Genomic DNA, 25274 nt, shown 5'->3' on the forward strand with positions numbered 1-25274 from the left:
CCCGCGAATACGGTAGCGGCGGCGACGGTGAACGGCGGGTGGAAACTGGCCAGCGGGGCTGGCCTCTTCGCGGGTGAACCCGCTCCTACGACAGCCTGTGCCGCAACTGACCGGACTAACCCGCTCATGCAGCAGTACCGATACCTGCCTACCACTCATGTCTAAGTCCTAAGTCTCGAACCCAGGCCCAAACAGGTATCGGGACCAAATCACAGCGCCACACCTCCTGCCCTAAAGCACTCGCCACCCCACGCCAAAGCAGCGTTTCTGGCAATTAGCCCACTTCTGATAATCGCCTCCGACATCCCGTCCCCGTTTGGAGCGCGCCATGCACAACAACAATAAGCACCTGCCGCCTCGTTTTCTCGCAGCCGCCATCGCCAGCTTTTCTGCGCTTGGCCTTAGCAGCGTCGCCGAAGCCGAGATCATGCTGTACGACAAGGACCAGACGACGTTTTCCACCGATGGCTATATCAACGCCTTCTACGTCAACAGCAAGGTCGACCGCGAGGGCGAGCAGTTTGACCGCCGCCAGTCGCGGGTGAAAATGGGCTTCTTGCCCAACTACCTTGGCTTCAACATGGGCAAGCAGGTGGATGACCTGAAGCTCGGCGCGCGTGCCTCGTTCTGGGTAACCATCAACGACAGTGAAACCAACGGCACCGACACCGCCATCGACGTGCGCCAGTTTTATGGCACGGTGGCCAACCCCGAGTGGGGCGAGGTGCTGATCGGCAAGGACTTCGGGCTGTTCGCCCGTTCCAACATTCTGCTCGACGAACTGCTGGCCGGCTATGGCCAGGTCAGCGACACCCTGGGGCTGGTGGACGGCGGCGGGGTGTCGTTCGGCAACATTGGCAGCGGTTACCCATACCCGTTCCCTACCTCGCAGATCACCTACCGTACGCCCGTGATGGAAGGCCTGCGGGTGGCGGTGGGGATCATGGACCCGGTAGACACCAACGACAGCAGCCCGACCGGCAAGGCCTACCAGGAAAACCCACGCACCGAGAGCGAGATCACCTACCAGTTCGACCTGGGCGGGGCGCAGATCTACAGCTGGGTCAACGGCAGTTACCAGACCTCGGACAACACTGACTCCACCGTAGAAACCATCACTTCCAAGGGGGTGGGTTACGGGGTGCAGGCCAAGATGGGCGGCTGGTCGCTGACCGGCTCGGGCTTCCAGGCCAAGGGCATCAACCCGTTCTTCACCAACAATGCCGGCGAACCGGTGTTGCGCAATGTGGACAGTGATGGCTACCTGCTGCAGGGCTCGTACAAATTCGGCAAGAACCGCGTGGCGCTGTCCTATGGCAAGACCAAGGACGATGGCAATGGTGCGGTTGGCAGCGGCGCGGACTATGAGACCCGGGGGGTGGCGCTGTTCCGTGACATCAACGACAACCTGAAACTGGTTGCCGAGTACAACCAGTTTTCCATCGACGGGCACGACACCAGTGCGCAGAACGAAGACACCGATACCTTTGCGGTGGGCGCGGTGTTGACCTGGTAAGTGTCCGGGGCCGCGAGGCGGCCCCGAATGACACGGTTTTTTACGCCCATGGAACGGCCCACCCGCTACCCAAGTAGCATTCGTCACCCGTCACCCGCTCCTTAAACTGATCCCTCAGCCACCCCGCGCCGGAGACGACGATGCAGCAGGCTCATAACGACGGTGTGGTCAGTGCCATGTCTCAGGCCACCGACGCACGGCTGGCCGCTCAGGACCTGGCGCGGCAGTTGCTGCACCCGCATTTGGGTTTCGTGTTGTTCTTCTGCTCTGCCGAATACGACTTGCAGGCTTTAGGCGAAGCATTGGAGCAGGATTTTGGCGGCATACGCCTGGTCGGCTGCACCAGCGCCGGTGAAATCACCCCGTTGGGCTACGGCCGCAATTGCGTGACGGCGGTGGGCTTCGATCACCGGCACTTTTCGATCGCCACCGCGTTGATCGACGAAATGGAGCACTTCAGCCTGATCGACGCGCAGCAGATGGTCGAGCGGCTGGTCGGCACCTGCCGCAGCAATACCCTGGCACCGATCAAGGGCCACAGCTTTGCACTCACGCTGCTCGATGGCTTGTCCAGCCGCGAGGAGATGGTGCTTGCCGCACTCAGCGCAGCGCTGGGGGATATCCCGCACTTCGGCGGTTCGGCCGGTGACGACAACTACCTCAACCGCACCCATGTGTACTACGGCGGTACATTCCACAACGGCGCAGCCGTGGTGGTGCTGGTCAACACCTGGCTCGACTTCGAAGTGTTCACCACGCATCACATTCTGCCGCGCCAGGAAAAGCTGGTGGTAACCGGTGCCGACAGCGCCCAGCGCCGGGTTTTCGAACTGAATGCCGAGCCGGCGGCCGAGGAATATGCCCGCCATATCGGGGTGCCAGTGGCTGCACTCGATCACCGGGTGTTCGCCGCCCACCCGCTGGCCGTGCGCATTCATGATCAGTACTACGTGCGGGCGATCCAGCAAATGCATCCTGACCTCAGCTTGAGCTTCTATTGCGCGGTGGAGAACGGCATCGTGCTCACCGCCATGACCCCGGGCCCGCTGTTGCCGAACCTGCACCAACTGTTCGATGGCCTGCGCCAACGGCTTGGACCGTTGTTGCTGACCATCGGTTGTGATTGTTTCCTGCGGCGGCTGGAACTGGAGGCCAGGCACGATCTGGAGCCGGTCGGCGCGTTCCTGCGCGAGCAACGGGTGATCGGCTTCAACACCTACGGAGAACAGTTCAATGGCATGCACATCAACCAGACCTTCACCGGGGTCGCCATTGCCCGCAACCGGCCTCCTGTCGGTCGCTGAACTGCAGGCCGAGCTGACCCGGCTGCAGCACCAGAACCACAAGCTGCAGCGTATCAATGATGCACTGATCGAGCGTATCGAGTCGGGCGTGACCCGGGGCAACGACCCATACGCCGCGTTCCAGCATTCGGTGGTGCTGGCCGAGCAGGTGCGCGAACGCACCGATGCGTTGAACCAGGCCATGGCCGAGCTCAAGGCCGTCAACCGCCTGCTCAGCGAGGCCCGCCAGCGGGCCGAGACGGCCCACCAGCACCAGATTCGCCTGATTACCGACAACGTCCCGGCGCTGATCGCCTACCTCAACGCCGATCTGGTCTACGAATTCACCAACAAGGTTTACGAAGAGTGGTATTGCTGGCCGCACGGCGTGATGCTGGGCCAGAGCCTGCGCGAGGCCCACAGCGAGCAGCATTACCAGCGCCTGGAAGGCTACGTGGCGCGGGCGCTGGCGGGGGAGAGCGTAACGTTTGAATTTGCCGAGACCAATATCAACGGCCAGGAACGCTACATGCTGCGCTCCTACGTACCGAACCGCCTGGCCAGTGGCGAAGTGGTGGGTATCTTCGTGCTGATCCGCGACATCACCGAGCGGCGCAACACCGCACAGGCGTTGCACCAGGCCTATCAGCACCTGGAGCAACGGGTGCGCGAGCGCACGGCCGAGCTGACCAGCCTCAATGACCAGTTGCTGCGCGAAATCGAAGAGCGCAGCCAGGCTGAGTCGCGTCTGCGCGAGGCCAAGCGCGAGGCCGAGCAGGCCAACCTGTCGAAAACCAAGTTTCTTGCTGCAGTCAGCCATGACCTGTTGCAACCGCTGAACGCGGCGCGGCTGTTTACCAGCGCGTTGCTCGAACGCGACGACCCGCAAAAGGCTGCCCACCTGGTGCGTAATGTCAGCAATTCGCTGGAGGATGTGGAAAACCTCTTGGGTACCCTGGTGGATATTTCCAAGCTCGATGCCGGGGTGATCAAGGCCGATGTCGCCCCGTTCGCCCTTCACGAACTGATGGACAACCTGGCTGCCGAATACGCCCAGGTGGCACGTAGCGAAGGGTTGGCGCTGCATTTTGTGGGGTGTTCTGCCGTAGTGCGAAGCGACATCCAGCTGCTGGCGCGCATCCTGCGCAACCTGCTTAGCAATGCCATCCGCTACACCCACAGCGGGCGCGTGGTGCTGGGGTGTCGGCGCCAGCGTGGAGGCGTGCGGATTGAAGTATGGGACAGCGGCATCGGCATTGCCGAAGAACACCTGCAAGACATGTTCCTGGAGTTCAAGCGGGGTGATGTGCAGCGCCCGGACCAGGACCGTGGGCTGGGCCTGGGCCTGGCAATCGTGGAGAAGATCGCCGGCATCCTCGGCCATCGGATCCGCGTGCGTTCATGGCTGGGTAAAGGTTCGGTGTTCGCTGTCGAAGTGCCGCTGAGCGCCACTGCACCCAAGGCCCAGCCGAGCCAGGCGATCTGCGAGCCGATGCTCGAACGCCTGCGCGGGGCGCGGGTATGGGTGTTGGACAACGATGCGGCGATTTGTGCGGGCATGCGTACCTTGCTGGAAGGTTGGGGTTGCCGGGTGGTCACTGCGCTGTCGGAGGAAGACCTGGCGCGCCAGGTGGACAACTACCATGCCGAGGCCGACCTGCTGATTGCCGACTATCACCTGGACAACGACTGCAATGGTGTCGACGCCGTCGCGCGGATCAACGCCCGCCGCGCCCAGCCGCTACCGGCACTGATGATTACCGCCAACTACAGCAACGACCTCAAGCAGCAGATCCGCGAGCTTGGCCACACCCTCATGCACAAGCCGGTACGGCCGATGAAGCTCAAGACGGCGATGAGCCATCTGCTGGCCAGTGGCGTGGCATAGCGGTTGGCCGCTTCGCGGGGTTGCCCGCGAAGCAGCCGGAACAGGTCAACGGCGCAGATAATCAGCAAAATCGATATCGCCAGCACTGAGGATGGCTTGCACCCGGTTGTGCACATTGAGTTTGCGCAAAATGGCCGAAACGTGGGCCTTGACCGTGGTTTCAGCGATGTCCAGCGTGTAGGCGATCTGCTTGTTCGATTCGCCTTTGGTCATGCGCTCGAGCACCAGCAGTTGCTTGCGGGTCAGGGCCTGGAGCATTTCCGGCGGGAAGCTTGGGGCATCGTTATGGCGCCGGCTGGTATTGCTTTTCTGTGCGCGGATGATGTCTGGCGGCAGGTAGACATTGCCATTGAGGATCTGCTCGATCGCTTCGATCATCTGTGAGCGCGGCGACGACTTGGTGATGAAGCCCACGGCACCGTAGGTAATGGCCTGCAGCACGATCTGCTTTTCCTGCTCAGCCGAAACGATGACCACCGGTGTGGTCGGCGCCTCGTTGCGCAGGGTGATCAGGCCGTTGAGGCCGTGCATGCCAGGCATGTTCAGGTCGAGCAGGATCAGGTCGAGGTCGTCATGCACCTGGGTCAGGGCCAGGGCGCTTTCAAGGTCGGCGGTCTCCATGACCTCGCTGCCCTGGAAGCCATCGCTGATGACATTGTGAATGGCTTCGCGAAACAGCGGGTGATCGTCGGCAATCAGAATTTTGTACATGGCCTTTTCACCTTGTTTTTATTGGATGGAGCGGGGCACGCATACGCAGGCATTTCAGGGGAACGGCACCGGTTGCGCAGGCTGCAAGGGCAGGTTGGCTTGCTGCCAGGCATCCAGGCCGTCGCGGTACCAATACAGGTTGTTATAGCCCAAGGCTTTTGCGCGTTTTACCGCGTTCCAGCTTAACCAGCAATCGGAGCGGCAGTAAAAGACCAGTGGTTGGTCCGGGTGCCCGGCCGTGGCTTTTTGCAGGTTACGCACGAAGTAGTCCTGCCATGCCGGGCTCAGTTCGCCGTCGCCGGTGTTGGCCAGCCACAGGCTGCCGGGGAGGTTGCTGTGCGGCTCGTCTTCGATGAAGCGGCCTTGCAGCCATTGGCGGCGATAGACGTCCACCAGCACCGGCCTGGGGGCCTGGTCTAGCAAGCGTTGCAGCGTGGCGGTGTCGATGACCTGGCCACCTTCGACTTGTTGCGGGGTCGGGCTGCGGTAGAGCGTGGTGCGATAGCCTTCGGCGGAGAACAGTGGGGTGGTGTCGGCCTGGGCAACACTCAATGACAGACACAGCGAAAGGGCAGCCAGCAAGGGGCGCAGGGCACGTGGCATGGGGATTTTCCTTTTTGTTATAGGCCCATTACATGCCAGTGGCGCTGCTTTGTGAATGCGACGATTAGACAGCAAAGGCAGTACTAAAGTAGTAGCTTGCGGTTAAAAAGTGAGATGCCACTTCAGCCCTGACGCGGACGCTTGTAGGAGCGGCCTTGTGTCGCGATGGGCTGCGCAGCAGCCCCGGCAATTCAAACAGTGCAGCTGGAATCCTGAGGGCTGCTGCGCAGCCCATCGCGACACAAGGCCGCTCCTACACAGAGCAAGTAACATAAGCTCAGCGCGGCTTGCGCAGCGCTGCATGCTGGGGGTTGAAGGTGAGTATCGCCAGCAGGGTGAACACTGCGGTCAACCCCATGCACACCGCCAGCGCCAGCAGGTTCAGCCGCTCATACAGTGCAAACCGCACCAGCTCCACGGCATGGGTGAAGGGGTTTACAGCACACAGCCAGTACAACCACTGGCTGGCCTCGCGCATTTTCCACAACGGGTACAGCGCCGACGACAGGAAAAACAGCGGGAAGATCACGAAATTCATCACCCCGGCGAAGTTCTCCAGCTGGCGGATGGCGTTCGACAACAACAGCCCCAGGGCACTGAGCATGAAGGCCACCAGCAGCAACGCCGGCAGTGCCATCAGCAAGCCCGCAGCCGGTGGCTGTACGCCGTATAGCCAGGCGATGGCGAGGAAGGCATAGACTTGCAGCAGGGAAATCAACGAAGTTGCCAGCAGTTTGCTGCCCAGCAGGAACGGGCGTGGCAGCGGGCTGGTCAGCAACACGCGCATGCTGCCCATTTCGCGGTCGTAGACCATCGACAGCGAGCCCTGCATGCCGTTGAACAGCAGAATCATGCAGGCCAGGCCGGGGATGATGTACACCTCGTAGGGGATGTAGGTGTCGTAGGGCTCGATGATGGCAATGCCCAGCGCTGCGCGAAACCCGGCTGCGAATACCAGCAACCACAGCAGCGGGCGCACCAGGGCGCTGAGCAGGCGCGTACGCTGCAACACGAAGCGCAGCCATTCGCGCAGCATGATGCCGTTGAAACATTGCCAGTAAGCGTTCATCGGGCGTTGGCTCCTGAGGGCGCGTTGGTCAAGCGGGCAAAGGCGTTATCGAGGTCACCGCCGTGCTCAAGGCTCAGCGCATCGGCGGTGCCACTGGCCACCAGGCGCCCCTGATGCAGAATCAACAGGTCATCGCTGGGCTGCACCTCGTCCAGCAGGTGAGTGGCCCACAGCACGCTGAGTTGCTGCTCGCGACACAACCGGCGCAGGTGCTGGTTAAGCGCCAGGCGGGTGGCCGGATCGAGGCCGACGCTGGCTTCGTCCAGCAGCAGCAGGCGCGGCTCATGCAGCAGCGCGCGGGCAATCTCCACCCGCCGCCGATGGCCGATGTTCAGCTCACGCACACGATCGCGCCGGCGTTCGCCCAGGCCTTGGCGGGCCAGTTCGGCTTCGACCCGCAAGTTGCTTTGCTGCCGCGACAGGCCATGCAACGCGGCGTGGTAGCGCAGGTTCTGCTCAACGCTCAGGTCCAGGTCCAGGGTGCTTTGCTGAAACACCACGCCCAGCTGGCGCAAGGCCGGGCGTGCTGCATTGCGTAGCGAGCAGCCGCACACGCGGATGTCGCCATGCTGCAGGTCATACAGGCGCGTGAGCAGGGCGATCAAGGTTGACTTGCCGGCACCATTGGGGCCCAGCAATGCGGCGAAACGCCCGGGTGCCAGGCTGAACCCGACCTGCCTGAGTGCCTCGCGCTGGCCATAGGCAAAGCTCACGTCACTGACCTCGAGGGCGTTCATGGTGTCACCACCACACCCCAGGGGTAACGCCCGACCTTCACCGACTTGAGCACCTTGAGGTTCTGCGCATCGATGACCGAAACGTCACCGCTGACACCGTTGGTGGCCAGCAACTGGCGCTGGTCCGGGGTGAATGCCAGCTGCCAGACCCGCCGCCCGACCAGCAGGTAGTCAAGCACATCAAAGGTCTTGGCATCGATCACCGCCACGTGGTTGGCCGGGCCCAGGGCGACGAAGGCGTACTTGCCATCGGCGCTGAGCTTGATGCCCACTGGCTGGACTTTGTCCGGGTGCACGCCCTTGATCTGGAAATTCAGGGTTTTCAGCACCTGGCGGGTGGCCACGTCGAGTATGGTCACCGTGCCGCCGATTTCTGCCGAGGCCCACAGGCGCGAACCGTCTTTGCTGAACTCGACGAAGCGCGGGCGCTGGTCGACCAGCGTGCTGTCGGCCAGGGTCTGGGTGCTGGTGTCGATCCAGTGCAGCATGTTGGTGGTTTCACTGGTGTTGACCGCCCACTTGCCGTCGGGGCTGACCGCCATGCCTTCGGGTTCGATGCCGACGTCGATCTGCCCGAGCACCTGGTCGGTGACGGTGTCGATCACCGTCACCAGTGCATCGTCCTCGTTGGACACATACAGCCAGCGGTCGTTGGGGTGCAGGGCGAACTGCTCGGGGTCCTTGCCGGAAGGCAGCTCCTTGATGATCTTGCGGGTGGCCACGTCCATCACCTGCACCCGGTCCGAATCGCTGGCGCAGATGTACAGCAGCTTGTTGTCGTGTGACAGCAGCAAGCCCCGCGGGCGCTGGCCCACCGGCAGGGTGTCGGTGACTTCCAGCGTTTGCATGTCGATCAGGCTGAGGCTGTTGTCCTTCTCGTTGGAGACCCACGCGGTGGCGGCCATGACGTGACCGCTGGCCAGCGCCAGGGCGCCCGACAGCAGGCTGGGGTAAAGCAGGGCCCGGTGGAAGAGGGGGCGGCGCATGGCGAATTCCTTATTGTTGTGGTTGTCGGGTCAGGGGTAGCTACACGTCACTTCGGGCTTGTCGTAGCCCAGGCTGTCCATTTCGTTGAAGGGGTGCAGGAAGCCCTCCTGCGGCGAGGTGCTGACCAGGGCGCGGGGCTGAACCAGCGGGATTGGCTGGCGCAGTTCGCCGTTCCACGGGCGGTAACTGAGCTTGCGCCCCTTGAAACCGTCCAGCGGCAACTGCTCGCTGAGCAGCAGTTGCTGCAGTGCGCGAGGTTCGGCCTGGCGCAGCTTGCTGGCCGCGCTGGCGACGCTGCGCACGGCCATCCAGGCGGCGAAGTCACGGTCATTCATCCAGCGCCCGGCCTGGGCCTCGAAGCGTTTTTGCAACTGCGCCGCCCCGAAGGTTTCCACCGTCTTGTGCCAGCCCGTGGGGGTCAGGCCCTGGGTACCGGCCACCGGGCGCGGATACCACGTCTGGTAGGGCAGGTACTCGCCGAAGTCACCGCGCTCGTCTGCCACCAGCACCACGTCGTATTCGGCAGTCTGGGTGAACAGCGGCATGTCGGCCTGGGCGCTGCGGCGCTGGTCGTTATCGAAGGTCCAGGTTTTTTCCGCGACCAGTTGCACGCCAAAACGCTTCACCGCCCGGCGCAGGGCAGCGGCGTAAGCCTGGTCGTCCGGGGTCTGGCCGACCACCAGCAGTGCCCGTTGCCATTTGCGCAGTACCAGAAACTGCGCCAAGGCATCGGCCAGCATGGCCCGGCTCGGCAGGCTGTGCAGTACATTGCCCAGGCACTGGCTGCTGCGCAGGCTGTCGTCGGGGCTGCCGGCGTTGAACAACAGGCTGTCGGGCAGGGCGGTAGACAGTGCGCGCAGGCTGTCGGCCGGGGCATTCACCACGAACAGGCGCAGGCCTTGCTCATGCTGGGCCCTGGCGGCTTGCAGCAGGGCCTCGGGGCTGTCGACATTGGCGCTGGTCAGCTGAAATTGCTGCTTGAGGAAGCGCCCGGTGCTGTTGCTGTCGACAATGGCCAGTTCGGCACCTTGTAGCCCGGTGTCGCCGGGTTCGGGGATGACATTGGACAACAGCGGGCCAGTGGCGGGACGATAGCCCAGGTAGCCGATGCCGATGTGAAGGGGGGCTGTGGCCTGGCCCTGAGCGGCGGGCGCCAGGGGCGTAGCCAGCGTTGCGGCCAAGGCCAGCAGGCAGGTCAAGGCAAGGTGGGCAGGCTGGCGCATAACACACTCCACGGCAGATGGCGCCAGCATAGGAAGCCCGCCGGGAGGGGGAAATATGCAGAAAGTAGCGCTCGGCCGGTACCAAGGTAGTAATTCAGTGCGGGAGCCGCAGTTTTACGATGGCCCACAACGGCCTGAGGAGAACCACTTGTGCGCCTTGTCAACTTGTCGGCCCTGTGGCGTGTCAACCTCTGGGTCACGTTATGCTTCGCCTTGGTAACGCTGGCTTGTGCCGGGGTGCTGTTGCACCAGGCGGTGGCCGACGTCGAGCGTGAGTTGCAGTCAGCCGAAGCCGTGGTGGCTTACCTGGGCGACACCGCCGAACGCGACCCGGCGAACCTGCAGCCCGGCTTGACCAAGAGCCTGCGCCATGTGCGGGTGCATTGGCTGGCACCGGATGAGGTGCCAAGGCTGCCGCAAGAGGCCGGTATGGATGCCTGGCTCGGCCGCCAGTTGTTCGGCGAGCGCTACCACAGCAGCCGGCTGCTGGACTTGAGTGATGGCCGCCGCGTGTTGATTGCCGTGGATGCACGGGATGAAATCGATGAAGTCTGGGACTCCCTGCAACAATTGCTTGGCGTTTGTGGCCTGGCATTGTTGTTGAGCCTGTTGACCATCCGCTGGGCGGTGCGGCGCGCCATGGGCCTGCTGGATGAGCTGCTGGGGGCCTTGCATCAGGTCTCAGGCGGGCAATTGACGGCCCGCCTGCGCGAAGCCGGCCTGCCGGAAACGCGCCGGCTGGCCAAACACTTCAACCGCATGGCCGCCACCCTGGAGCAGGCCCAGGCCGACAATGCCCAACTGACCCAGGCCCTGTTGGCAGTGCAGGAGCAGGAACGTACCCAGCTGGCTCAGACCCTGCACGATGATCTGGGGCAATACCTGGCAGGCATGCGTGCCCAGCTATGCCTGCTGCGTATGGTGGCCCAACAGCCTGAAGTGGTGACGCAGACGGCGCACGCCCTTGAGTTAAACTGCGAGCGCCTGCAGCAAGGTTTTCGCGCACTGGTGCACAACTTGTATCCGGTGGCGCTGCACTACATGCCGTTGGCCGAGGCCTTCGGCCTGTTGGTGAGCCAGTGGCAGGCCAGCCAAGGCATCGAATGCCGGCTGCGGGTTGGCGAGCACTTGCCGGCGCTGCCTGAGGCGAGCAGGGCGCATTTGTACCGCTTGCTGCAGGAGGCGTTGACCAACGTCGCCCGGCATGCCGGTGCCAGCCAGGTGCGGGTGCGCCTGCAGCGCAGTACCAAGGGCTTGCGCCTGTTTATTCGCGACAACGGCTGCGGCGCGAGCCAGCCCCAGCGCCCAGGGGTAGGCCTGCACTCGATGGCCGAGCGCGCCCGTAGCCTTGGGGGGGAGTTACGCATTTTCAGCCGCCCGGGGGGTGGCTGGGCGCTGGCCCTTAACATTCCCGAGGAGGTGTGATGAATATCGTGTTGGTCGATGACCACGCCGTGGTGCGCCAAGGTTACGCCAGCTTGCTGCGGGCGGTGCTGCCATTGGTGCAGGTGCGTGAGGCCGCCAGTGGTGAAGAGGCGCTGGCCAGGGTACAGGAGCAGGTACCCAACCTGGTGATCATGGACTTTGGCCTGCCCGGTATCAGTGGCCTGGAAACCACCCGTCGCCTGCGCCAGCGCCTGCCGCAGTTGAGGGTGCTGTTTTTCAGCATGCACGATGAGCTGCCGCTGGTGCGCCAGGCGCTGGATGCGGGGGCCTCGGGCTACCTGACCAAGAACTCGGCGCCCGAGGTGCTGATCGAGGCGGTGCAGCGGGTGTTGGCCGGGCATGCCTACATCGAGCAGCCCCTGGCCACCCAGCTGGCTTGCCTGTCACAGCAAAGCACCAGTGACCCGCGGTTGCAGCGCATGACCCAGCGCGAACTGGAGATATTCACGATGCTGGCCAAGGGTACCCCGGCGCGGGTGATTGCCGAGCAGTTGTGTATCAGTGCCAAGACCGTGTCCAATCACCTGACCTTGCTCAAGAGCAAGTTGCAGGTCAGCTCACATGCCGAGCTGGTGCATCTGGGGATTGACCTGGGGGTGGTGCGGGTGGCGGGGTGAGGTAAGCGCCTGCCACGGCGAACCCTTCGCTCATTTGTCCCAGGTCTCAGGGCACCCCTTGCACCCCTCCATGTTGGCCTCCTGAAAGTTCCCGTAGTGTTGCCGCGCTCCGCGCAAATCGGCGCGTGCCAGGTTGCTCTGGCCAAACTTGGCCTCCTGCAGGTTGGCGTCGCCCAGGTTGGCCTCTTGCAGGTCGGCCTTGCTCAACCAGGCCATCTCCAGGTCCGCCGCCTTCAAGTTGGCCTGCTGCAGCTTTGCCCCGGACAGCCTGGCGAACTGCAGGTAGGCTGCGCGCAGGTCCGCCTTTTCAAACTGTGCGCCCTGGGCGAACAAGCCCCAGCCTTGAATGGCCACCAGCCTGCTGTTGCTCAGGTCAGCCAGGCGCAGATTGCTCTGTTGCAGGCTGGCGCGGGTCAGGTTGGCACCTTGCAGGCGGGCCTTTTCCAGGTTTGCCAGGTCCAGCTGGGCATGACGCAGATCGGCATCGCGCAGGTCGGCACCGGCCAGGTTCATCTTGCGCAGGTCCTGGTTGGCCAGGTTGGCGCCGCGCAGGTTGGCCCCCGGGCACTGGCTGGCTTCGGCAATCACGCAGCCGTTGATGGTCAAGGGGGTATCGTTGCCGACGTCGTCGGCGTTCACTGCCAGGGCAGGGGATAGCGCCAGCAGCAAGGTAAAAGGCAGGTAATTCATGGCGAAGGCCTCTGGGCAGAAGAAGGGCAGAAAGGGGGAGGGCCGGAGGCCGCTCCCCGCTGTAGGTCAACGCTGTGCGGTCTTGGTGTCCCAGCTTGGGATCTTGAACACCCAGAACGAACCACCCTGAGCCACCGGTTTGGTCAGCTCGGCCATGTCGCCGCCCCACAGTGGTACTGCACCGCCGTAGCCCACGGTCACGCCGATGTACTGCTCGCCGTCCTGTTCCCAGGTGATGGGCGGCGAGACGATGCCGCTGCCGGTCTGGAACTTCCACAGTTCCTTGCCCGTCTTGGCGTCGAAGGCCTTGAAGAAGCCGTCACCCGTGCCGGTGAACACCAGGTTGCCCTTGGTCGCCAACACACCGGCCCATAACGGCAGGTGCTCCTTGTGTTCCCAGACCAGCTTGCCGGTGGTCGGGTCCATGGCGCGCAACGTGCCGACGTGGTCGTCGTACATGCGCTTGATCCGGAAGCCCATGCCCAGGTAAGCCGAGCCCTTCTTGTAGTTCACTTCCTCGGTCCAGTATTCCTCTTTCCACTGGTTGCCGGGGATGTAGAACAGCCCGGTGTCCTGGCTGTAGGCCATGGGGTTCCAGTTCTTGCCACCCAGGAACGGTGGCGAGACTTCCACCGGCTTGCCCTTGGTTTCACCCGGCAGCGGCTTGGCCGGGCGTTGGCCGGGGTTTTCCACCGGGCGGCCGGTCTTCAGGTCGATATGGCTGGCCCAGGTGATGTTGTCGACGAAGGGGAAGGCGTTCTGCAGCTTGCCGTTGTTGCGGTCGACCACATAGAAGAAGCCGTTGCGGTCGGCGTGGGCGGTGGCCTTGACCACGTTGCCGTTCTTGTCCTTGTAGTCGAACAGCACCAGCTCGTTGTTGCCGGAGAAGTCCCAGGCGTCGTTGGGGGTGTGCTGGTAGAACCACTTGACCTCGCCGGTACTTGGGTCGACGCCGACCTGGCCGGAGGTGTACAGGCTGTCGAAGTCATGCGGGTTGCCGTCCTTCGACGTGCGCGCCCAGGTATTCCACGGGCCGGGGTTGCCGGCGCCGACAATGATGGTGTTGGTTTCGGGGTCGAAGCTCGCGCTTTGCCAAGGGGCACCGCCACCGTGGCTCCAGGCTTCTACCTTGCCGGTTTCGGTGGTCGGGTCGTCTGGCCAGGACGGCGCCTTGACGTCGCCGGTCGGGGTGCTGTCCTTGCCGTTCAGGCGGCCCATGTGGCCCTCGACGAAGGGCCGCATCCACACTTCTTCGCCGGTGTCCGGGTCGCGCGCGAACAATTGGCCGACCACGCCGAATTCATCGCCGGAGCTGCCGTGGATCAGCAGTACCTTGCCGCTGGTCTTGTCCTTGATCAGCACGGGCGCACCGGTCATGGTATAGCCGACGCTGTGGTCGCCGAACTTCTTGTTCCACACCACTTTGCCGGTGCGCTTGTCGAGGGCGATCACCCGTGCATCCAGGGTGCCGAAGTAGATCTTGTCGCCGTAGATCGCCGCCCCGCGGTTGACCACGTCGCAGCAGGGACGAATGTTGTCGGGCAGGCGGTGGTTGTAGGTCCACAGGCGTTTGCCGGTCTTGGCATCGAGGGCGAATACCCGCGAGTACGAGCCGGTGACGTAGATCACGCCATCGCTGACGATGGCCTGGGATTCCTGGCCGCGCTGCTTCTCGTCGCCGAAGGAGTAGGACCAGACCGGGGTCAGCTTGAACACGTTCTTGTCATTGACCTGGGCCAGCGGGCTCCAGCGCTGGGCATTGGTGCCCATGCCGTACTGCAGCACGTCCTGGGTGGTCAGGTGGTCATTGGCGATGTCTTCCCAGGTGACGTTCTTGCCGGCAGGTGCAGCGGGTGTGCTGGCCGCTGTTGCCACATTGCCCAGGGCCAGGCTACCGGCCATTAGCAGGACGCGCACGCTCAGGGCCAGAGGGGAAAGGGCGGGTAGCGATCTTATTGTCATGGTTGCAGTTCCCAGTGGAGGTTTTGGCCTGCACAGGGTGGGGCGCAGCGGCTGTCGCGGGATACGGAAAATGTCCCGCCCTTGCCGGGAATAGTTCCCGCACGGCACCTCAATTGGCCCTTCGCCACAAGCCCTACTACCAAGGGATTAAGGCCCGGCCACCAAAGCAGCATTCGGCCGCCCGCGGGCTGTTTCTAAGATGGCGGCACGGCCTCTGTGGTTGAGGCTTTGTGTGCAATGGTGAGGGCATAACAATGACAACAAAATGCAATGTGTTGCTTGCTGCCGGGTTGCTGGCCGCAGCCGTGGTGACCGGTACAGCCTGGGCCCATGGCAACGTGGTGCCCCAGGCAGTGGAGACCAAGGGCCTGACCCCGATCAAGGACACTGGCGTGAGCCTGGACGGCGACGGCTGGGCCGCGGTCAACCCGTACCGCAGCTCGCCCGAACACGACAAGGCGGTGGAAATCGGCGCCTCGGCCTACAACCAGAACTGCGCTGCCTGTCATGGCCTGGAGGCCAAGTCTGGTGGTATTGCACCTGACTTGCGCATGCTCGATGCGGGTGATGCCGGCGACGAATGGTTCGTTGAGCGGGTACGCCACGGCGCGGTTCGGGACGGCCGCGTATACATGCCGAAAATGGCCGATTACCTCAGCCAGGAAGCCCTGTGGGCGGTGCGCACCTACCTCGACAGCGTGCACGTCGAGGAGTGACGGCCATGCGTCTGTGGGCGGTGCTGTTGAGTGGCCTGCTGCTGTGTTGCGCGGCAGCCCAGGCGCAGGTGCGCAACTATGACGCGATCATCGCCGCCGGCGAGCTCAAGGTGGCGGTGTACAAGGATTTTGCCCCTTACAGTTTTCAGGACCACGGCCAGCCGCGTGGTGTCGATGTGGAGCTGGCGCAGGCCCTGGCCACGGCGTTGGGGGTACGTCTGCAACTGATCTGGGCACCGCCTGGAGAAAAGCTCGACGATGACCTGCGCGACTACATCTGGCGTGGCAGCCCGCTGCGTCATCAACAGTTGGCCGACCTGATGATGCGGGTGCCCTACGATCGCGCCTACGCGCAGCGGCGCAACGAGCTGGGTGAGCTTGAAAACGCCCAGGTGGTGATGTTCGGCCCCTATCAGCAGGAGCGTTGGCAGGTGGCCTACGATCGCCGTCGCCTGGCCTCGGTGGCCAGTGTCGCGGTATTCCAGCAGCATCCTATCGGGGTCGAGGTGGACAGCGTGCCGTCGTTCTACCTGACGTCGGTGTTCAACGGCATGCTCAGCGCCAAGACCCACCATTACCCCAGCGTGCAGCAGGCTTTCGCTGCGATGCAGGCCGGCCAGGTGGACGCAGTGATGGCGATGCGCGGCGAGGTTGACTGGCAGCTGCATCAGGCCGCCGACTCGCAACTGGCCCTGGCAGAAAACGCCTACCCGAACCTTGGCAAACAGGCCTGGGAAATCGGCATGGCCGTGCATGAAAGCAACCGGCAGCTGGCCTATGCCGTGGAGGAGGCCATGGAGGCGATGATTCGCGATGGCCGGCTCAAGGCGATGTATGCCGCATACGGCCTGCGTTACGAGGTCCCGGAGATGTATCAATAGGAGTGGCCATGAACTGGCGAGCGACTTTCCTGCTGGCCTGCTGGATGCCCTGGGCCGCTCAGGCTGCAACACAAGGCACCCAGACAGACCCGGTGCCTTCTGTGATGTGGGACTTCTACCACAAGCAGTTGCTGGGGCAGGCGGCGTTCGTGTTCGATGACCGCGTGAAGCTTCTGGCGCCTCCCTTTGCCGAGGATGCGCGGCAGGTACCGCTGGAGATCGACGCCCGGGCGTTCACGGGCGAGGTGGTGCGGATAATCGCCTGGGCAGAACTGAACCCTCTGCCGCGCATCGTCGACTTTCAGCCCGGCAAGCGCGTGTTGCCCTGGTTGTCTATCCGCATCCGCATCGAACAGGCCACACCGTTGCGCGCCGCCGTACTGACACGCGATGGCCTGTGGCACGTCGGTTCCACCCTGATCGATGCTGCGGGCGGCGGTTGTACCGCACCCAGCGTGGTGCGCACCCAGCCCGGCTGGGAGGAGCACCTCGGTGAGGTGCTGGGCGGGCGCTACCCGCGTGGCGACAGCAGCCGCCTGCGCCTGCAGGTGGCCCACCCGATGGATAACGGCCTGGTCAGCGGCATTCCTGAATTCTTTCTCAACCATGCCGAGTTGCAAGGTGCAGATGGCCAGCGCCTGGCCAGCCTGGAGCTGTACCCGGCGGTTAGCGAAAACCCCAACCTGGGCTTTGACATCCAGGGCCCTGGGCCAACACGGCTGCTGTTGCGGGACAACAGCGGCAACCAGTTCGAGGCGGCGCTGCCCTGAGCGCGTTGTCTGACTTCACTCTGACCCGAGGCACCGTCATGCGTTGGATCCTGTTGTTGCTGCTGTGCCTGGGGCTACCGGCCCAGGCTGATCTGGCATACCGGCTCACCCCCCGGCAAATCGCCGAGGGCACCTGGTTGCTGGAAGGCAGCACCGACAATTTCGCCAAGGCCAACGGCGGCAACGTGGTCAACACCGCGTTCATCGTCACCGACAGCGGTGTGGTGGTGATCGACAGCGGGCCTTCGAAGGGCTATGGCGAGGCGTTGCGCAAGGCAATTGCCACCCTCACCGACAAGCCGGTAGTGGAGGTACTGCTGACCCATCATCATCCTGACCATGTGCTGGGCAACCAGGCCTTTGCCGATGTGCCGATCGGTGCCTTGGCCGGCACCCGCGACCTGCTGCGCCAGCAAGGCGATGCCATGGCCGAGAACATGTATCGCCTGGTCGGCGACTGGATGCGTGGTACCGAAGTGGTACTGCCAACCCGGGTGCTGCAGCCGGGTGTGCATGAGGTGGGTGGGCACCGCCTGAGGTTGCTGGGGCTGGGCGGGCATACGGGTGCCGACCTGGCGATTTTCGATGAAAAGACCGGTGTGCTGTTCGCCGGCGACCTGGTGTTTTACCAACGCGCCCTGACCACGCCCAACAGCCCGGGGCTGGACGTGTGGCTCAAGGACCTGGATACCCTGCAGGCACTGCCCTGGAAGCAGCTTGTACCCGGGCATGGCCCGTTGGCCAGTGATGCGCAGCCGTTCGTACAGATGCGTGACTACCTGGGCTGGCTCGATGGCCTGATGCGCGATGGCGCGGCGCGCGGTGACGACATGGCCGAGATGATCCGCAGCCCCATTCCCGAACGGTTTGCCGGCATCAGCCTGACGCGTTATGAGCTGATCCGCAGTGTCAGCCACCTGTATCCGCGTTACGAGCGCCAGCAGCTACAGCGCTTGCCATGACGTTATAGTCCCTGTGAGACCCCGCGCCGCCTGCGCAGCGCTGTATGTCTGCCTCCATCCATCGCTCAGGCCCCTACCAAGGAACTAGAAAACTCCGCACTGCGGGCAATTGTTGGCAATCGGGTCGGGACCAAGAATTCCCGGCACACCGGGAAATTTTCCCGGGCACAACAAAAAAACCAAAGGTAGCCGTCATGACCCGATCCCCACGTCGCCCCTTGTTCGCCGTGAGCCTGGTGCTCAGCGCCATGCTGCTTGCCGGCGCGGCACACGCCGCTGTCAGCAATGAAGAAATTCTTCAGGACCCGAAGAACCCGCAACAGATCGTGACCAATGGCCTGGGCGTGCAGGGCCAGCGCTACAGCCCGCTGGATCTGCTCAATGTCAATAACGTCAAGGAACTGCGCCCGGTCTGGGCGTTCTCCTTTGGCGGTGAGAAGCAGCGCGGCCAGCAGGCCCAGCCGCTGATCAAGGACGGGGTGATGTACCTGACCGGCTCCTACTCGCGGGTGTTCGCCGTGGACGCCCGCACCGGCAAGAAACTGTGGCAGTACGATGCACGTCTGCCGGATGACATCCGCCCCTGCTGCGACGTGATCAACCGCGGCGTAGCGCTGTACGGCAACCTGGTGTTCTTCGGCACGCTGGACGCCAAGCTGGTGGCCCTGAACAAGGACACCGGCAAGGTGGTCTGGAGCAAGAAGGTCGCCGACCACAAAGAAGGCTACTCCATCAGCGCCGCGCCGATGATCGTCAATGGCAAGCTGATTACAGGCGTTGCCGGCGGCGAGTTCGGCGTGGTGGGCAAGATCCAGGCGTACAACCCGGAGAACGGCGAGCTGCTGTGGATGCGTCCCACCGTGGAAGGGCACATGGGCTATGTGTACAAGGACGGCAAGGCGATCGAGAACGGTATTTCCGGCGGTGAGGCGGGCAAGACCTGGCCTGGCGACCTGTGGAAGACCGGCGGCGCCGCGCCGTGGCTGGGTGGTTACTACGACCCGGAAACCAACCTGATCCTGTTTGGTACCGGTAACCCGGCCCCGTGGAACTCGCACCTGCGCCCCGGTGACAACCTGTACTCCTCCTCACGCCTAGCACTGAACCCGGACGACGGCACCATCAAGTGGCACTTCCAGAGCACGCCGCATGACGGCTGGGACTTCGACGGCGTCAACGAGCTGATCTCGTTCAACTACAAGGACGGCGGCAAGGAGGTCAAGGCTGCCGCTACGGCCGACCGCAACGGTTTCTTCTACGTGCTCGATCGCACCAACGGCAAGTTCATCCGCGGCTTCCCCTTCGTTGACAAGATCACCTGGGCCACTGGCCTGGACAAGGACGGCCGGCCGATCTACAACGACGCCAGCCGCCCGGGCGCACCCGGCAGCGAGGCCAAGGGCAGCTCGGTGTTCGTCGCGCCGGCCTTCCTCGGCGCCAAGAACTGGATGCCGATGGCCTACAACAAGGACACAGGGCTGTTCTACGTGCCGTCCAACGAGTGGGGCATGGACATCTGGAACGAAGGCATCGCCTACAAGAAAGGTGCGGCGTTCCTCGGTGCCGGCTTCACCATCAAGCCGCTCAACGAAGACTACATCGGCGTGCTGCGCGCCATCGACCCGGTCAGCGGCAAGGAAGTGTGGCGCCACAAGAACTACGCGCCGCTGTGGGGCGGTGTGCTGACCACCAAGGGCAACCTGGTGTTCACGGGCACGCCAGAGGGCTTCCTGCAGGCATTCAACGCCAAGACCGGCGACAAGGTCTGGGAATTCCAGACCGGCTCAGGCGTGCTCGGTTCACCCGTCACCTGGGAAATGGACGGCGAGCAATACGTTTCGGTGGTCTCCGGCTGGGGCGGCGCGGTGCCGCTGTGGGGTGGCGAAGTGGCCAAGCGGGTCAAGGACTTCAACCAGGGTGGCATGCTCTGGACCTTCAAGTTGCCCAAGCAGTTGCAGCAAACGGCAAGCGCCAAGCCATAACGCCTGCCTACTGCCGCTTGCTGCCGCTGATCGGCGGCAAGCGGCCCTACTACCAAATGACGAGAGCCCCGCTGCCAACGATGCATTCGCCCGGCACGCGGGGCTTCTTACCATCGGTGCATCGCCTGTCGTGGGACAGGCACCGACCCCCAGAGGCTCAGCATGATCTACGCACAACCCGGAACTCCAGGCGCCGTCGTATCCTTCAAACCCCGTTATGGCAACTTCATCAATGGCGAGTTCGTGCCGCCGTTGGCTGGCCAGTACTTCACCAACAGCTCGCCGGTCAATGGCCAGCCGATTGCCGAATTCCCGCGCTCCACGGCCCAGGACGTCGACCGCGCCCTGGACGCTGCGCATGCCGCCGCCGAAGCCTGGGGCAAGACCTCGGTGCAAGACCGTGCGCGGGTACTGCTCAAGATTGCCGACCGCATCGAACAGAACCTGGAAGTGCTAGCGGTTACCGAAACCTGGGACAACGGCAAGGCCATACGCGAAACCTTGAATGCCGACGTGCCGCTGGCAGCGGACCACTTCCGCTATTTTGCCGGTTGCATCCGCGCCCAGGAGGGTGGCGTAGGCGAGATCAACGAAGGCACCGTGGCTTATCACATCCACGAGCCGCTGGGCGTGGTAGGGCAGATCATCCCGTGGAACTTCCCGCTGCTGATGGCCGCCTGGAAGCTCGCCCCGGCTTTGGCCGCTGGCAACTGCGTGGTGCTCAAGCCCGCTGAGCAGACGCCCCTGTCGATTACCGTCTTTGCCGAACTGATTGCCGACCTGTTGCCTGCAGGCGTACTGAACATCGTCCAGGGCTTTGGTCGTGAGGCCGGCGAGGCGCTGGCCACCAGCAAGCGCATTGCCAAGATCGCGTTCACCGGGTCTACCCCGGTGGGCTCGCACATCATGAAGTGCGCGGCCGAGAACATCATCCCGTCCACCGTCGAACTGGGTGGCAAGTCGCCTAACATTTTCTTCGAAGACATCATGCATGCCGAGCCGGCGTTCATCGAGAAGGCTGCCGAAGGCCTGGTGCTGGCGTTCTTCAACCAGGGTGAGGTGTGCACCTGCCCGTCACGGGCGCTGATCCAGGAGTCGATCTACGAGCCGTTCATGGCCGAGGTGATGAAGAAGATCGCCAAGATCACCCGCGGCAACCCGCTGGATACCGAAACCATGGTGGGTGCCCAGGCGTCCGAGCAACAGTACGACAAGATCCTTTCGTACCTGGACATTGCCCGGGAGGAGGGCGCGCAGCTGCTCACCGGCGGTGGTGCCGAGCGGCTGCAGGGTGACCTGGCCAGCGGTTACTACATTCAGCCAACCCTGCTCAAGGGCAACAACAAGATGCGCGTGTTCCAGGAAGAAATCTTCGGGCCGGTGGTGGGCGTGACCACCTTCAAGGACGAAGCCGAAGCGCTGGCGATCGCCAACGACAGTGAGTTCGGCCTGGGCGCCGGCCTGTGGACCCGCGACATCAACCGCGCTTATCGCATGGGCCGTGGGATCAAGGCCGGGCGAGTGTGGACCAACTGCTACCACCTGTACCCGGCGCATGCAGCGTTCGGCGGGTACAAGAAGTCCGGTGTTGGCCGTGAGACCCACAAGATGATGCTTGACCATTATCAGCAGACCAAGAACCTGCTGGTCAGCTACGACATCAATCCGCTGGGCTTCTTCTAAGCCGCGTCGCGGCCTTCCCCCGGCTCGCCCGCGCCTACAGGTTCACCGCTGGTTCCAGAACCGGTGCAGAACCTGTGGGCGCGGGTTTGCCCGCGAAGAGGCCGGCACATGCAACGGTCTACCCCTACCAACGCACCCCGCAAGCTCGTTCCAAAGTAGCATTCGGTCTGGTCCGCCCCCGTGCATTAATGCTTCTACCGGAATCCTCCGGCACAAGAAGAGGACTTGCCCGATGTGGAACAAACCCGCCTATACCGACTTGCGCATTGGCTTCGAAGTGACGATGTATTTCGCTAATCGTTGATGAATGCCCGGCCATCGCCACGGTGGCCGGATCCTTCTGGAGCATGCGCCTGTGAACCTGATAGATCGCCAGCAGGCCCTTGCCTTGGGGCGAGGCTTGCGTCTGGACTGGGAGCCCCAGAAGGCTTGCCACGTACTGTTGTCCGCCGGGGGCATCATCGAGCTCAATGCCAGTGCCGGCTGGGTACTGGCGCTGCTGGACGGCCACAGTACCGTGGCAACGATCATCGACCGCCTGGCGCAACGCTTCCCCAATGTACCGGGGCTCGAAGAGGACGTACTGGCGTTTCTGGAGGTGGCCCGCGCCAAATCCTGGATAGAATGACCGGTAGCCCCGCTTTGGTCTGGTTGCTTTCGCGGTGGGATGCTTTACGCTGGCGGTTACCTTCCAGAACAATAAGAACAGGCTTACCAATGAGCCAGAGTTTCAGCCCCCTTCGCAAGTTCGTATCGCCTGAAATCATCTTTGGTGCCGGCTGCCGGCACAATGTGGCCAATTACGCCAAAACCTTCGGTGCGCGCAAGGTACTGGTGGTCAGCGACCCTGGCGTGATCGCGGCTGGCTGGGTGGCGGATGTGGAGGCCAGCCTGCAGGCCCAGGGTATCGATTACTGCCTGTACACAGCGGTGTCGCCCAACCCGCGGGTCGAAGAGGTGATGCTCGGCGCCGAGATCTATCGGCAGAACCACTGCGATGTGATTGTTGCCGTTGGCGGCGGCAGCCCGATGGATTGCGGCAAGGCCATCGGTATCGTGGTTGCCCATGGGCGCAGCATTCTCGAATTCGAGGGCGTGGACATGATCCGCGTGCCCAGCCCGCCGCTGATCCTGATCCCGACCACCGCGGGTACCTCGGCGGATGTGTCGCAGTTCGTGATCATTTCCAACCAGCAGGAACGCATGAAGTTCTCCATCGTCAGCAAGGCGGTGGTGCCGGACGTGTCGCTGATCGACCCGCAGACCACCCTGAGCATGGACCCGTTCCTGTCGGCCTGCACCGGCATCGATGCGTTGGTGCATGCCATCGAGGCCTTCGTGTCTACCGGCCACGGGCCGCTGACCGACCCCCACGCGCTGGAAGCCATGCGCCTGATCAATGGCAACCTGGTGGAGATGATCGCCAACCCCACCGATATTGCACTGCGCGAGAAGATCATGCTCGGCAGCATGCAGGCGGGGCTGGCGTTTTCCAATGCGATCCTGGGCGCAGTGCACGCCATGTCGCACAGCCTGGGGGGGTTCCTCGACTTGCCCCATGGCTTGTGCAACGCGGTGCTGGTGGAGCACGTGGTGGCCTTCAACTACAGCTCGGCGCCGGAGCGTTTCAAGGTGATCGCCGAGGTGTTTGGCATCGACTGCCGCGGCCTCAATCACCGGCAGATCTGCGGGCGGCTGGTGGAGCACCTGATTGCCCTGAAGCGTGCCATTGGCTTCCATGAAACCCTGGGCCTGCACGGGGTGCGCACGTCCGATATCCCGTTCCTGTCGCAACACGCGATGGACGACCCGTGCATCCTCACCAACCCCCGTGCGTCGAGCCAGCGTGATGTCGAGGTGGTCTATGGCGAGGCCCTCTGACGAGCAGCAAAGGGCGCTGGCCGGGCTGCTGGGGCTGGGTGACCACTCGGCGCGCAAAAGCCATTACCCAGAGCTGTCCGCCCGCCTGGATGAACTGGAAGCCGAACGCAACCGTTACAAATGGCTGTTCGAAAATGCCGTGCACGGTATTTTCCAGGCCAGCCTGCAGGACGGTATGCGTGCCGCCAACCCGGCGCTGGCGCGCATGCTCGGCTATGACGACCCGCAATCGGTGCTTTTTTCCCTGACTGACCTGGCCGCCAACCTGTTTGATGGCGGTGCCGAGGAGTTGCAGGCCATTACCGAGGTCCTCGCCCGTGAGCACAGCCTGCACGGCTACGAAACCCGTTTGCGGCGCAAGGACGGCAGCCACCTCGATGTGCTGATGAACCTGCTGCTCAAACCCGGCCATGAAGGGCTGGTGGAGGGGTTCGTTGCCGACATTACCGAACGCAAGCTGGCCCAGCAGCGCCTGCAACAGCTCAATGACGAACTGGAGCAACGGGTCGCTGCGCGTACCGATGAATTGCTGGAGGCGCGCGATGCTGCTGAAGCCGCCAACCGCAGCAAGGACAAATACCTCGCCGCCGCCAGCCATGACCTGCTGCAACCGCTGAACGCAGCGCGCTTGCTGATCTCGACCTTGCGCGAGCGGCCATTGCCAGAGGCCGAGCATGTGCTGGTGGAGCGTACCCATCAGGCCCTGGAGGGCGCGGAAGACCTGCTGACCGACCTGCTGGACATTTCCCGGCTCGACCAGGCCGCCGTCAGGCCGGACGTGGCTGTGTACCGCCTTGACGAGGTGTTCGCGCCGCTGGTTTCGGAGTTCAGCTCGGTAGCCGAAGCTGCAGGCCTGAGGCTGCATGCGCGCATCCCGGACTGTGCCATCAGCACTGACCTGCGTTTGCTGACACGCATTTTGCGTAACTTCCTCAGCAACGCTTGCCGGTACACCGACGAGGGGCGGATCCTGCTTGGGGCGAGGCGCCGTGGCGGCCATTTGCGGCTGGAGGTGTGGGATACCGGACGGGGCATTGCGCAGGATCGTCTGCAGGCCATTTTTCTCGAGTTCAACCAGCTGGACGTTGGCCGCGCTGCAGATCGCAAGGGTGTCGGCCTGGGGCTGGCCATTGTCGAACGGATCGCCAAGATTCTGGGTTACCGGATTGAAGTGCGTTCTTGGCCGGGGCGTGGCTCGGTGTTCAGCATCGAGGTACCTCTTGGCAAGGAAGTGCCGCTGGCCGTTCACCAGGCTGTGCCGCTGCCCAGCGCCGGTAATCCGCTGCCGGGCCGCCGCCTGCTGGTACTGGACAACGAAGTGAGCATACTCGAGAGCATGGGCGCGCTGTTGGGGCAGTGGGGGTGTGAAGTGGTCACTGCGACCGACCAGGAGGGCGCCCTGCTGGCGTTGCAGGGGCGAGCCCCGGAACTGATCCTGGCTGACTACCACCTGGACCATGGCGTAGTGGGTTGCGAGGTGGTGAGGTACCTGCGTGAGCATTTTGCGACTGCCATACCGGCAGTGATCATTACCGCAGACCGCAGCGATCAGTGCCGGCGGGGGTTGCAGAAGCTGGGGGCGCCGCTACTGAACAAACCTGTGAAACCCGGGAAATTGCGGGCAGTATTGAGCCAGTTGCTCTTGGTGCATTGATTGGGCTGCCGGG

The 25274-nt window shown here is 63.4% G+C and carries 23 protein-coding genes; 15 read left to right on the forward strand and 8 right to left on the reverse strand.

Annotation, left to right across the window (positions count from 1 at the left end; translation table 11 throughout):
* The first annotated feature begins 328 nt into the window (after positions 1–328).
* From LVS58_RS08350 to LVS58_RS08360, 3 genes are all read left to right on the forward strand, one after another.
* Positions 329–1516 carry a porin gene (locus LVS58_RS08350; RefSeq protein ID WP_233690658.1) on the forward strand — a complete coding sequence of 396 codons (1188 nt, stop codon included), beginning with the start codon at positions 329–331 and terminating at the stop codon, positions 1514–1516.
* A 140-nt stretch (positions 1517–1656) separates the two neighbouring features.
* Complete coding sequence (gene nosP / locus LVS58_RS08355; RefSeq protein WP_233690659.1) at positions 1657–2820, forward strand: nitric oxide-sensing protein NosP; 1164 nt, start codon at positions 1657–1659, stop codon at positions 2818–2820.
* Positions 2789–4687, forward strand: a complete 1899-nt coding sequence (locus LVS58_RS08360) for a PAS domain-containing hybrid sensor histidine kinase/response regulator (RefSeq protein WP_233690660.1) — start codon at positions 2789–2791, stop codon at positions 4685–4687. The genes nosP and LVS58_RS08360 overlap by 32 nt, the downstream gene beginning before the upstream one ends.
* 45 nt (positions 4688–4732) lie before the next feature.
* On the opposite strand, the gene LVS58_RS08365 is transcribed toward LVS58_RS08360, so the two are convergent.
* The 6 genes from LVS58_RS08365 to LVS58_RS08390 all read right to left on the reverse strand — a co-directional run bounded on the left by LVS58_RS08365 (position 4733) and on the right by LVS58_RS08390 (position 10017).
* Complete coding sequence (locus LVS58_RS08365) at positions 4733–5398, reverse strand: response regulator (protein ID WP_233690661.1); 666 nt, start codon at positions 5396–5398, stop codon at positions 4733–4735.
* Positions 5399–5452: 54 nt separating this feature from the next.
* Entirely contained in the window at positions 5453–6001 is a 549-nt protein-coding gene (locus LVS58_RS08370; RefSeq protein ID WP_233690662.1) for a PQQ-dependent catabolism-associated CXXCW motif protein, read from the reverse strand.
* A gap of 277 nt (positions 6002–6278) precedes the next feature.
* Positions 6279–7070: an ABC transporter permease gene (locus LVS58_RS08375; RefSeq protein WP_233690663.1), complete on the reverse strand. Its 792-nt coding sequence runs from the start codon at positions 7068–7070 to the stop codon at positions 6279–6281.
* Positions 7067–7807: an ABC transporter ATP-binding protein gene (locus LVS58_RS08380; RefSeq protein ID WP_233690664.1), complete on the reverse strand. Its 741-nt coding sequence runs from the start codon at positions 7805–7807 to the stop codon at positions 7067–7069. The genes LVS58_RS08375 and LVS58_RS08380 overlap by 4 nt, the downstream gene beginning before the upstream one ends.
* Positions 7804–8793, reverse strand: coding sequence for a YVTN family beta-propeller repeat protein (locus LVS58_RS08385; protein WP_233690665.1), 990 nt, complete (start codon positions 8791–8793; stop codon positions 7804–7806). The genes LVS58_RS08380 and LVS58_RS08385 overlap by 4 nt, the downstream gene beginning before the upstream one ends.
* A gap of 30 nt (positions 8794–8823) precedes the next feature.
* On the reverse strand, positions 8824–10017 hold the full coding sequence (locus LVS58_RS08390) for an ABC transporter substrate-binding protein (RefSeq protein WP_233690666.1): 1194 nt from the start codon (positions 10015–10017) through the stop codon (positions 8824–8826).
* Positions 10018–10167: 150 nt separating this feature from the next.
* Here LVS58_RS08390 and LVS58_RS08395 point away from each other — a divergent pair, with 150 nt between their 5' ends.
* Together LVS58_RS08395 and LVS58_RS08400 are read left to right on the forward strand one after the other, a co-directional pair.
* A complete protein-coding gene (locus tag LVS58_RS08395; RefSeq protein WP_233690667.1) occupies positions 10168–11442 on the forward strand; it encodes a sensor histidine kinase in 1275 nt (424 codons plus the stop codon).
* Entirely contained in the window at positions 11442–12080 is a 639-nt protein-coding gene (locus tag LVS58_RS08400) for a response regulator (RefSeq protein WP_003254098.1), read from the forward strand. Before LVS58_RS08395 ends, LVS58_RS08400 begins: the two co-directional genes overlap by 1 nt.
* A gap of 30 nt (positions 12081–12110) precedes the next feature.
* On the opposite strand, the gene LVS58_RS08405 is transcribed toward LVS58_RS08400, so the two are convergent.
* Together LVS58_RS08405 and exaA are read right to left on the reverse strand one after the other, a co-directional pair.
* Complete coding sequence (locus LVS58_RS08405; RefSeq protein WP_233690668.1) at positions 12111–12770, reverse strand: pentapeptide repeat-containing protein; 660 nt, start codon at positions 12768–12770, stop codon at positions 12111–12113.
* A gap of 66 nt (positions 12771–12836) precedes the next feature.
* A complete protein-coding gene (gene exaA / locus LVS58_RS08410) occupies positions 12837–14732 on the reverse strand; it encodes a quinoprotein ethanol dehydrogenase (protein WP_233690669.1) in 1896 nt (631 codons plus the stop codon).
* A 254-nt stretch (positions 14733–14986) separates the two neighbouring features.
* On the opposite strand from exaA, the gene pedF reads away from it, so the two are divergent.
* The 10 genes from pedF to LVS58_RS08460 all read left to right on the forward strand — a co-directional run bounded on the left by pedF (position 14987) and on the right by LVS58_RS08460 (position 25261).
* Positions 14987–15448: a cytochrome c-550 PedF gene (gene pedF / locus LVS58_RS08415; RefSeq protein ID WP_233690670.1), complete on the forward strand. Its 462-nt coding sequence runs from the start codon at positions 14987–14989 to the stop codon at positions 15446–15448.
* Between the two features lie 5 nt (positions 15449–15453).
* The gene (locus LVS58_RS08420; RefSeq protein ID WP_233690671.1) at positions 15454–16329 is read left to right on the forward strand and encodes a substrate-binding periplasmic protein; all 876 of its coding nucleotides are present in this window, start codon (positions 15454–15456) and stop codon (positions 16327–16329) included.
* Positions 16330–16337: 8 nt separating this feature from the next.
* Entirely contained in the window at positions 16338–17099 is a 762-nt protein-coding gene (locus tag LVS58_RS08425; protein WP_233690672.1) for a quinoprotein dehydrogenase-associated SoxYZ-like carrier, read from the forward strand.
* 38 nt (positions 17100–17137) lie between these two features.
* Positions 17138–18061: a quinoprotein relay system zinc metallohydrolase 1 gene (locus tag LVS58_RS08430; protein ID WP_010953597.1), complete on the forward strand. Its 924-nt coding sequence runs from the start codon at positions 17138–17140 to the stop codon at positions 18059–18061.
* Between the two features lie 194 nt (positions 18062–18255).
* Entirely contained in the window at positions 18256–20043 is a 1788-nt protein-coding gene (gene pedH / locus LVS58_RS08435) for a PQQ-dependent alcohol dehydrogenase PedH (RefSeq protein WP_019436699.1), read from the forward strand.
* A gap of 162 nt (positions 20044–20205) precedes the next feature.
* Positions 20206–21726 carry an acetaldehyde dehydrogenase ExaC gene (gene exaC, locus LVS58_RS08440; protein ID WP_233690673.1) on the forward strand — a complete coding sequence of 507 codons (1521 nt, stop codon included), beginning with the start codon at positions 20206–20208 and terminating at the stop codon, positions 21724–21726.
* A gap of 232 nt (positions 21727–21958) precedes the next feature.
* A complete protein-coding gene (pqqA, locus tag LVS58_RS08445; RefSeq protein WP_071984777.1) occupies positions 21959–22030 on the forward strand; it encodes a pyrroloquinoline quinone precursor peptide PqqA in 72 nt (23 codons plus the stop codon).
* 51 nt (positions 22031–22081) lie between these two features.
* Entirely contained in the window at positions 22082–22354 is a 273-nt protein-coding gene (gene pqqD, locus LVS58_RS08450; protein WP_233690674.1) for a pyrroloquinoline quinone biosynthesis peptide chaperone PqqD, read from the forward strand.
* Between the two features lie 89 nt (positions 22355–22443).
* The gene (gene ercA / locus LVS58_RS08455; protein ID WP_004576476.1) at positions 22444–23607 is read left to right on the forward strand and encodes an alcohol dehydrogenase-like regulatory protein ErcA; all 1164 of its coding nucleotides are present in this window, start codon (positions 22444–22446) and stop codon (positions 23605–23607) included.
* Complete coding sequence (locus tag LVS58_RS08460; protein ID WP_233690675.1) at positions 23591–25261, forward strand: PAS domain-containing hybrid sensor histidine kinase/response regulator; 1671 nt, start codon at positions 23591–23593, stop codon at positions 25259–25261. Before ercA ends, LVS58_RS08460 begins: the two co-directional genes overlap by 17 nt.
* Positions 25262–25274: the final 13 nt, after the last annotated feature.

The organism is Pseudomonas sp. JR33AA, from assembly GCF_021378985.1.
Classification (GTDB): domain Bacteria; phylum Pseudomonadota; class Gammaproteobacteria; order Pseudomonadales; family Pseudomonadaceae; genus Aquipseudomonas; species Aquipseudomonas alloputida.

Excerpts from the sequence above, each read along its gene's own strand:
- LVS58_RS08350 (WP_233690658.1), top strand. The coding sequence starts at position 329 with ATGCACAACAACAATAAGCACCTGCCGCCTCGTTTTCTCGCAGCCGCC.
- nosP (WP_233690659.1), top strand. The coding sequence starts at position 1,657 with ATGCAGCAGGCTCATAACGACGGTGTGGTCAGTGCCATGTCTCAGGCC.
- LVS58_RS08365 (WP_233690661.1), bottom strand. The coding sequence starts at position 5,398 with ATGTACAAAATTCTGATTGCCGACGATCACCCGCTGTTTCGCGAAGCC.
- LVS58_RS08370 (WP_233690662.1), bottom strand. The coding sequence starts at position 6,001 with ATGCCACGTGCCCTGCGCCCCTTGCTGGCTGCCCTTTCGCTGTGTCTG.
- LVS58_RS08375 (WP_233690663.1), bottom strand. The coding sequence starts at position 7,070 with ATGAACGCTTACTGGCAATGTTTCAACGGCATCATGCTGCGCGAATGG.
- LVS58_RS08380 (WP_233690664.1), bottom strand. The coding sequence starts at position 7,807 with ATGAACGCCCTCGAGGTCAGTGACGTGAGCTTTGCCTATGGCCAGCGC.
- LVS58_RS08385 (WP_233690665.1), bottom strand. The coding sequence starts at position 8,793 with ATGCGCCGCCCCCTCTTCCACCGGGCCCTGCTTTACCCCAGCCTGCTG.
- LVS58_RS08390 (WP_233690666.1), bottom strand. The coding sequence starts at position 10,017 with ATGCGCCAGCCTGCCCACCTTGCCTTGACCTGCCTGCTGGCCTTGGCC.
- LVS58_RS08400 (WP_003254098.1), top strand. The coding sequence starts at position 11,442 with ATGAATATCGTGTTGGTCGATGACCACGCCGTGGTGCGCCAAGGTTAC.
- LVS58_RS08405 (WP_233690668.1), bottom strand. The coding sequence starts at position 12,770 with ATGAATTACCTGCCTTTTACCTTGCTGCTGGCGCTATCCCCTGCCCTG.
- exaA (WP_233690669.1), bottom strand. The coding sequence starts at position 14,732 with ATGACAATAAGATCGCTACCCGCCCTTTCCCCTCTGGCCCTGAGCGTG.
- pedF (WP_233690670.1), top strand. The coding sequence starts at position 14,987 with ATGACAACAAAATGCAATGTGTTGCTTGCTGCCGGGTTGCTGGCCGCA.
- LVS58_RS08420 (WP_233690671.1), top strand. The coding sequence starts at position 15,454 with ATGCGTCTGTGGGCGGTGCTGTTGAGTGGCCTGCTGCTGTGTTGCGCG.
- LVS58_RS08425 (WP_233690672.1), top strand. The coding sequence starts at position 16,338 with ATGAACTGGCGAGCGACTTTCCTGCTGGCCTGCTGGATGCCCTGGGCC.
- LVS58_RS08430 (WP_010953597.1), top strand. The coding sequence starts at position 17,138 with ATGCGTTGGATCCTGTTGTTGCTGCTGTGCCTGGGGCTACCGGCCCAG.
- pedH (WP_019436699.1), top strand. The coding sequence starts at position 18,256 with ATGACCCGATCCCCACGTCGCCCCTTGTTCGCCGTGAGCCTGGTGCTC.
- exaC (WP_233690673.1), top strand. The coding sequence starts at position 20,206 with ATGATCTACGCACAACCCGGAACTCCAGGCGCCGTCGTATCCTTCAAA.
- ercA (WP_004576476.1), top strand. The coding sequence starts at position 22,444 with ATGAGCCAGAGTTTCAGCCCCCTTCGCAAGTTCGTATCGCCTGAAATC.
- LVS58_RS08460 (WP_233690675.1), top strand. The coding sequence starts at position 23,591 with ATGGCGAGGCCCTCTGACGAGCAGCAAAGGGCGCTGGCCGGGCTGCTG.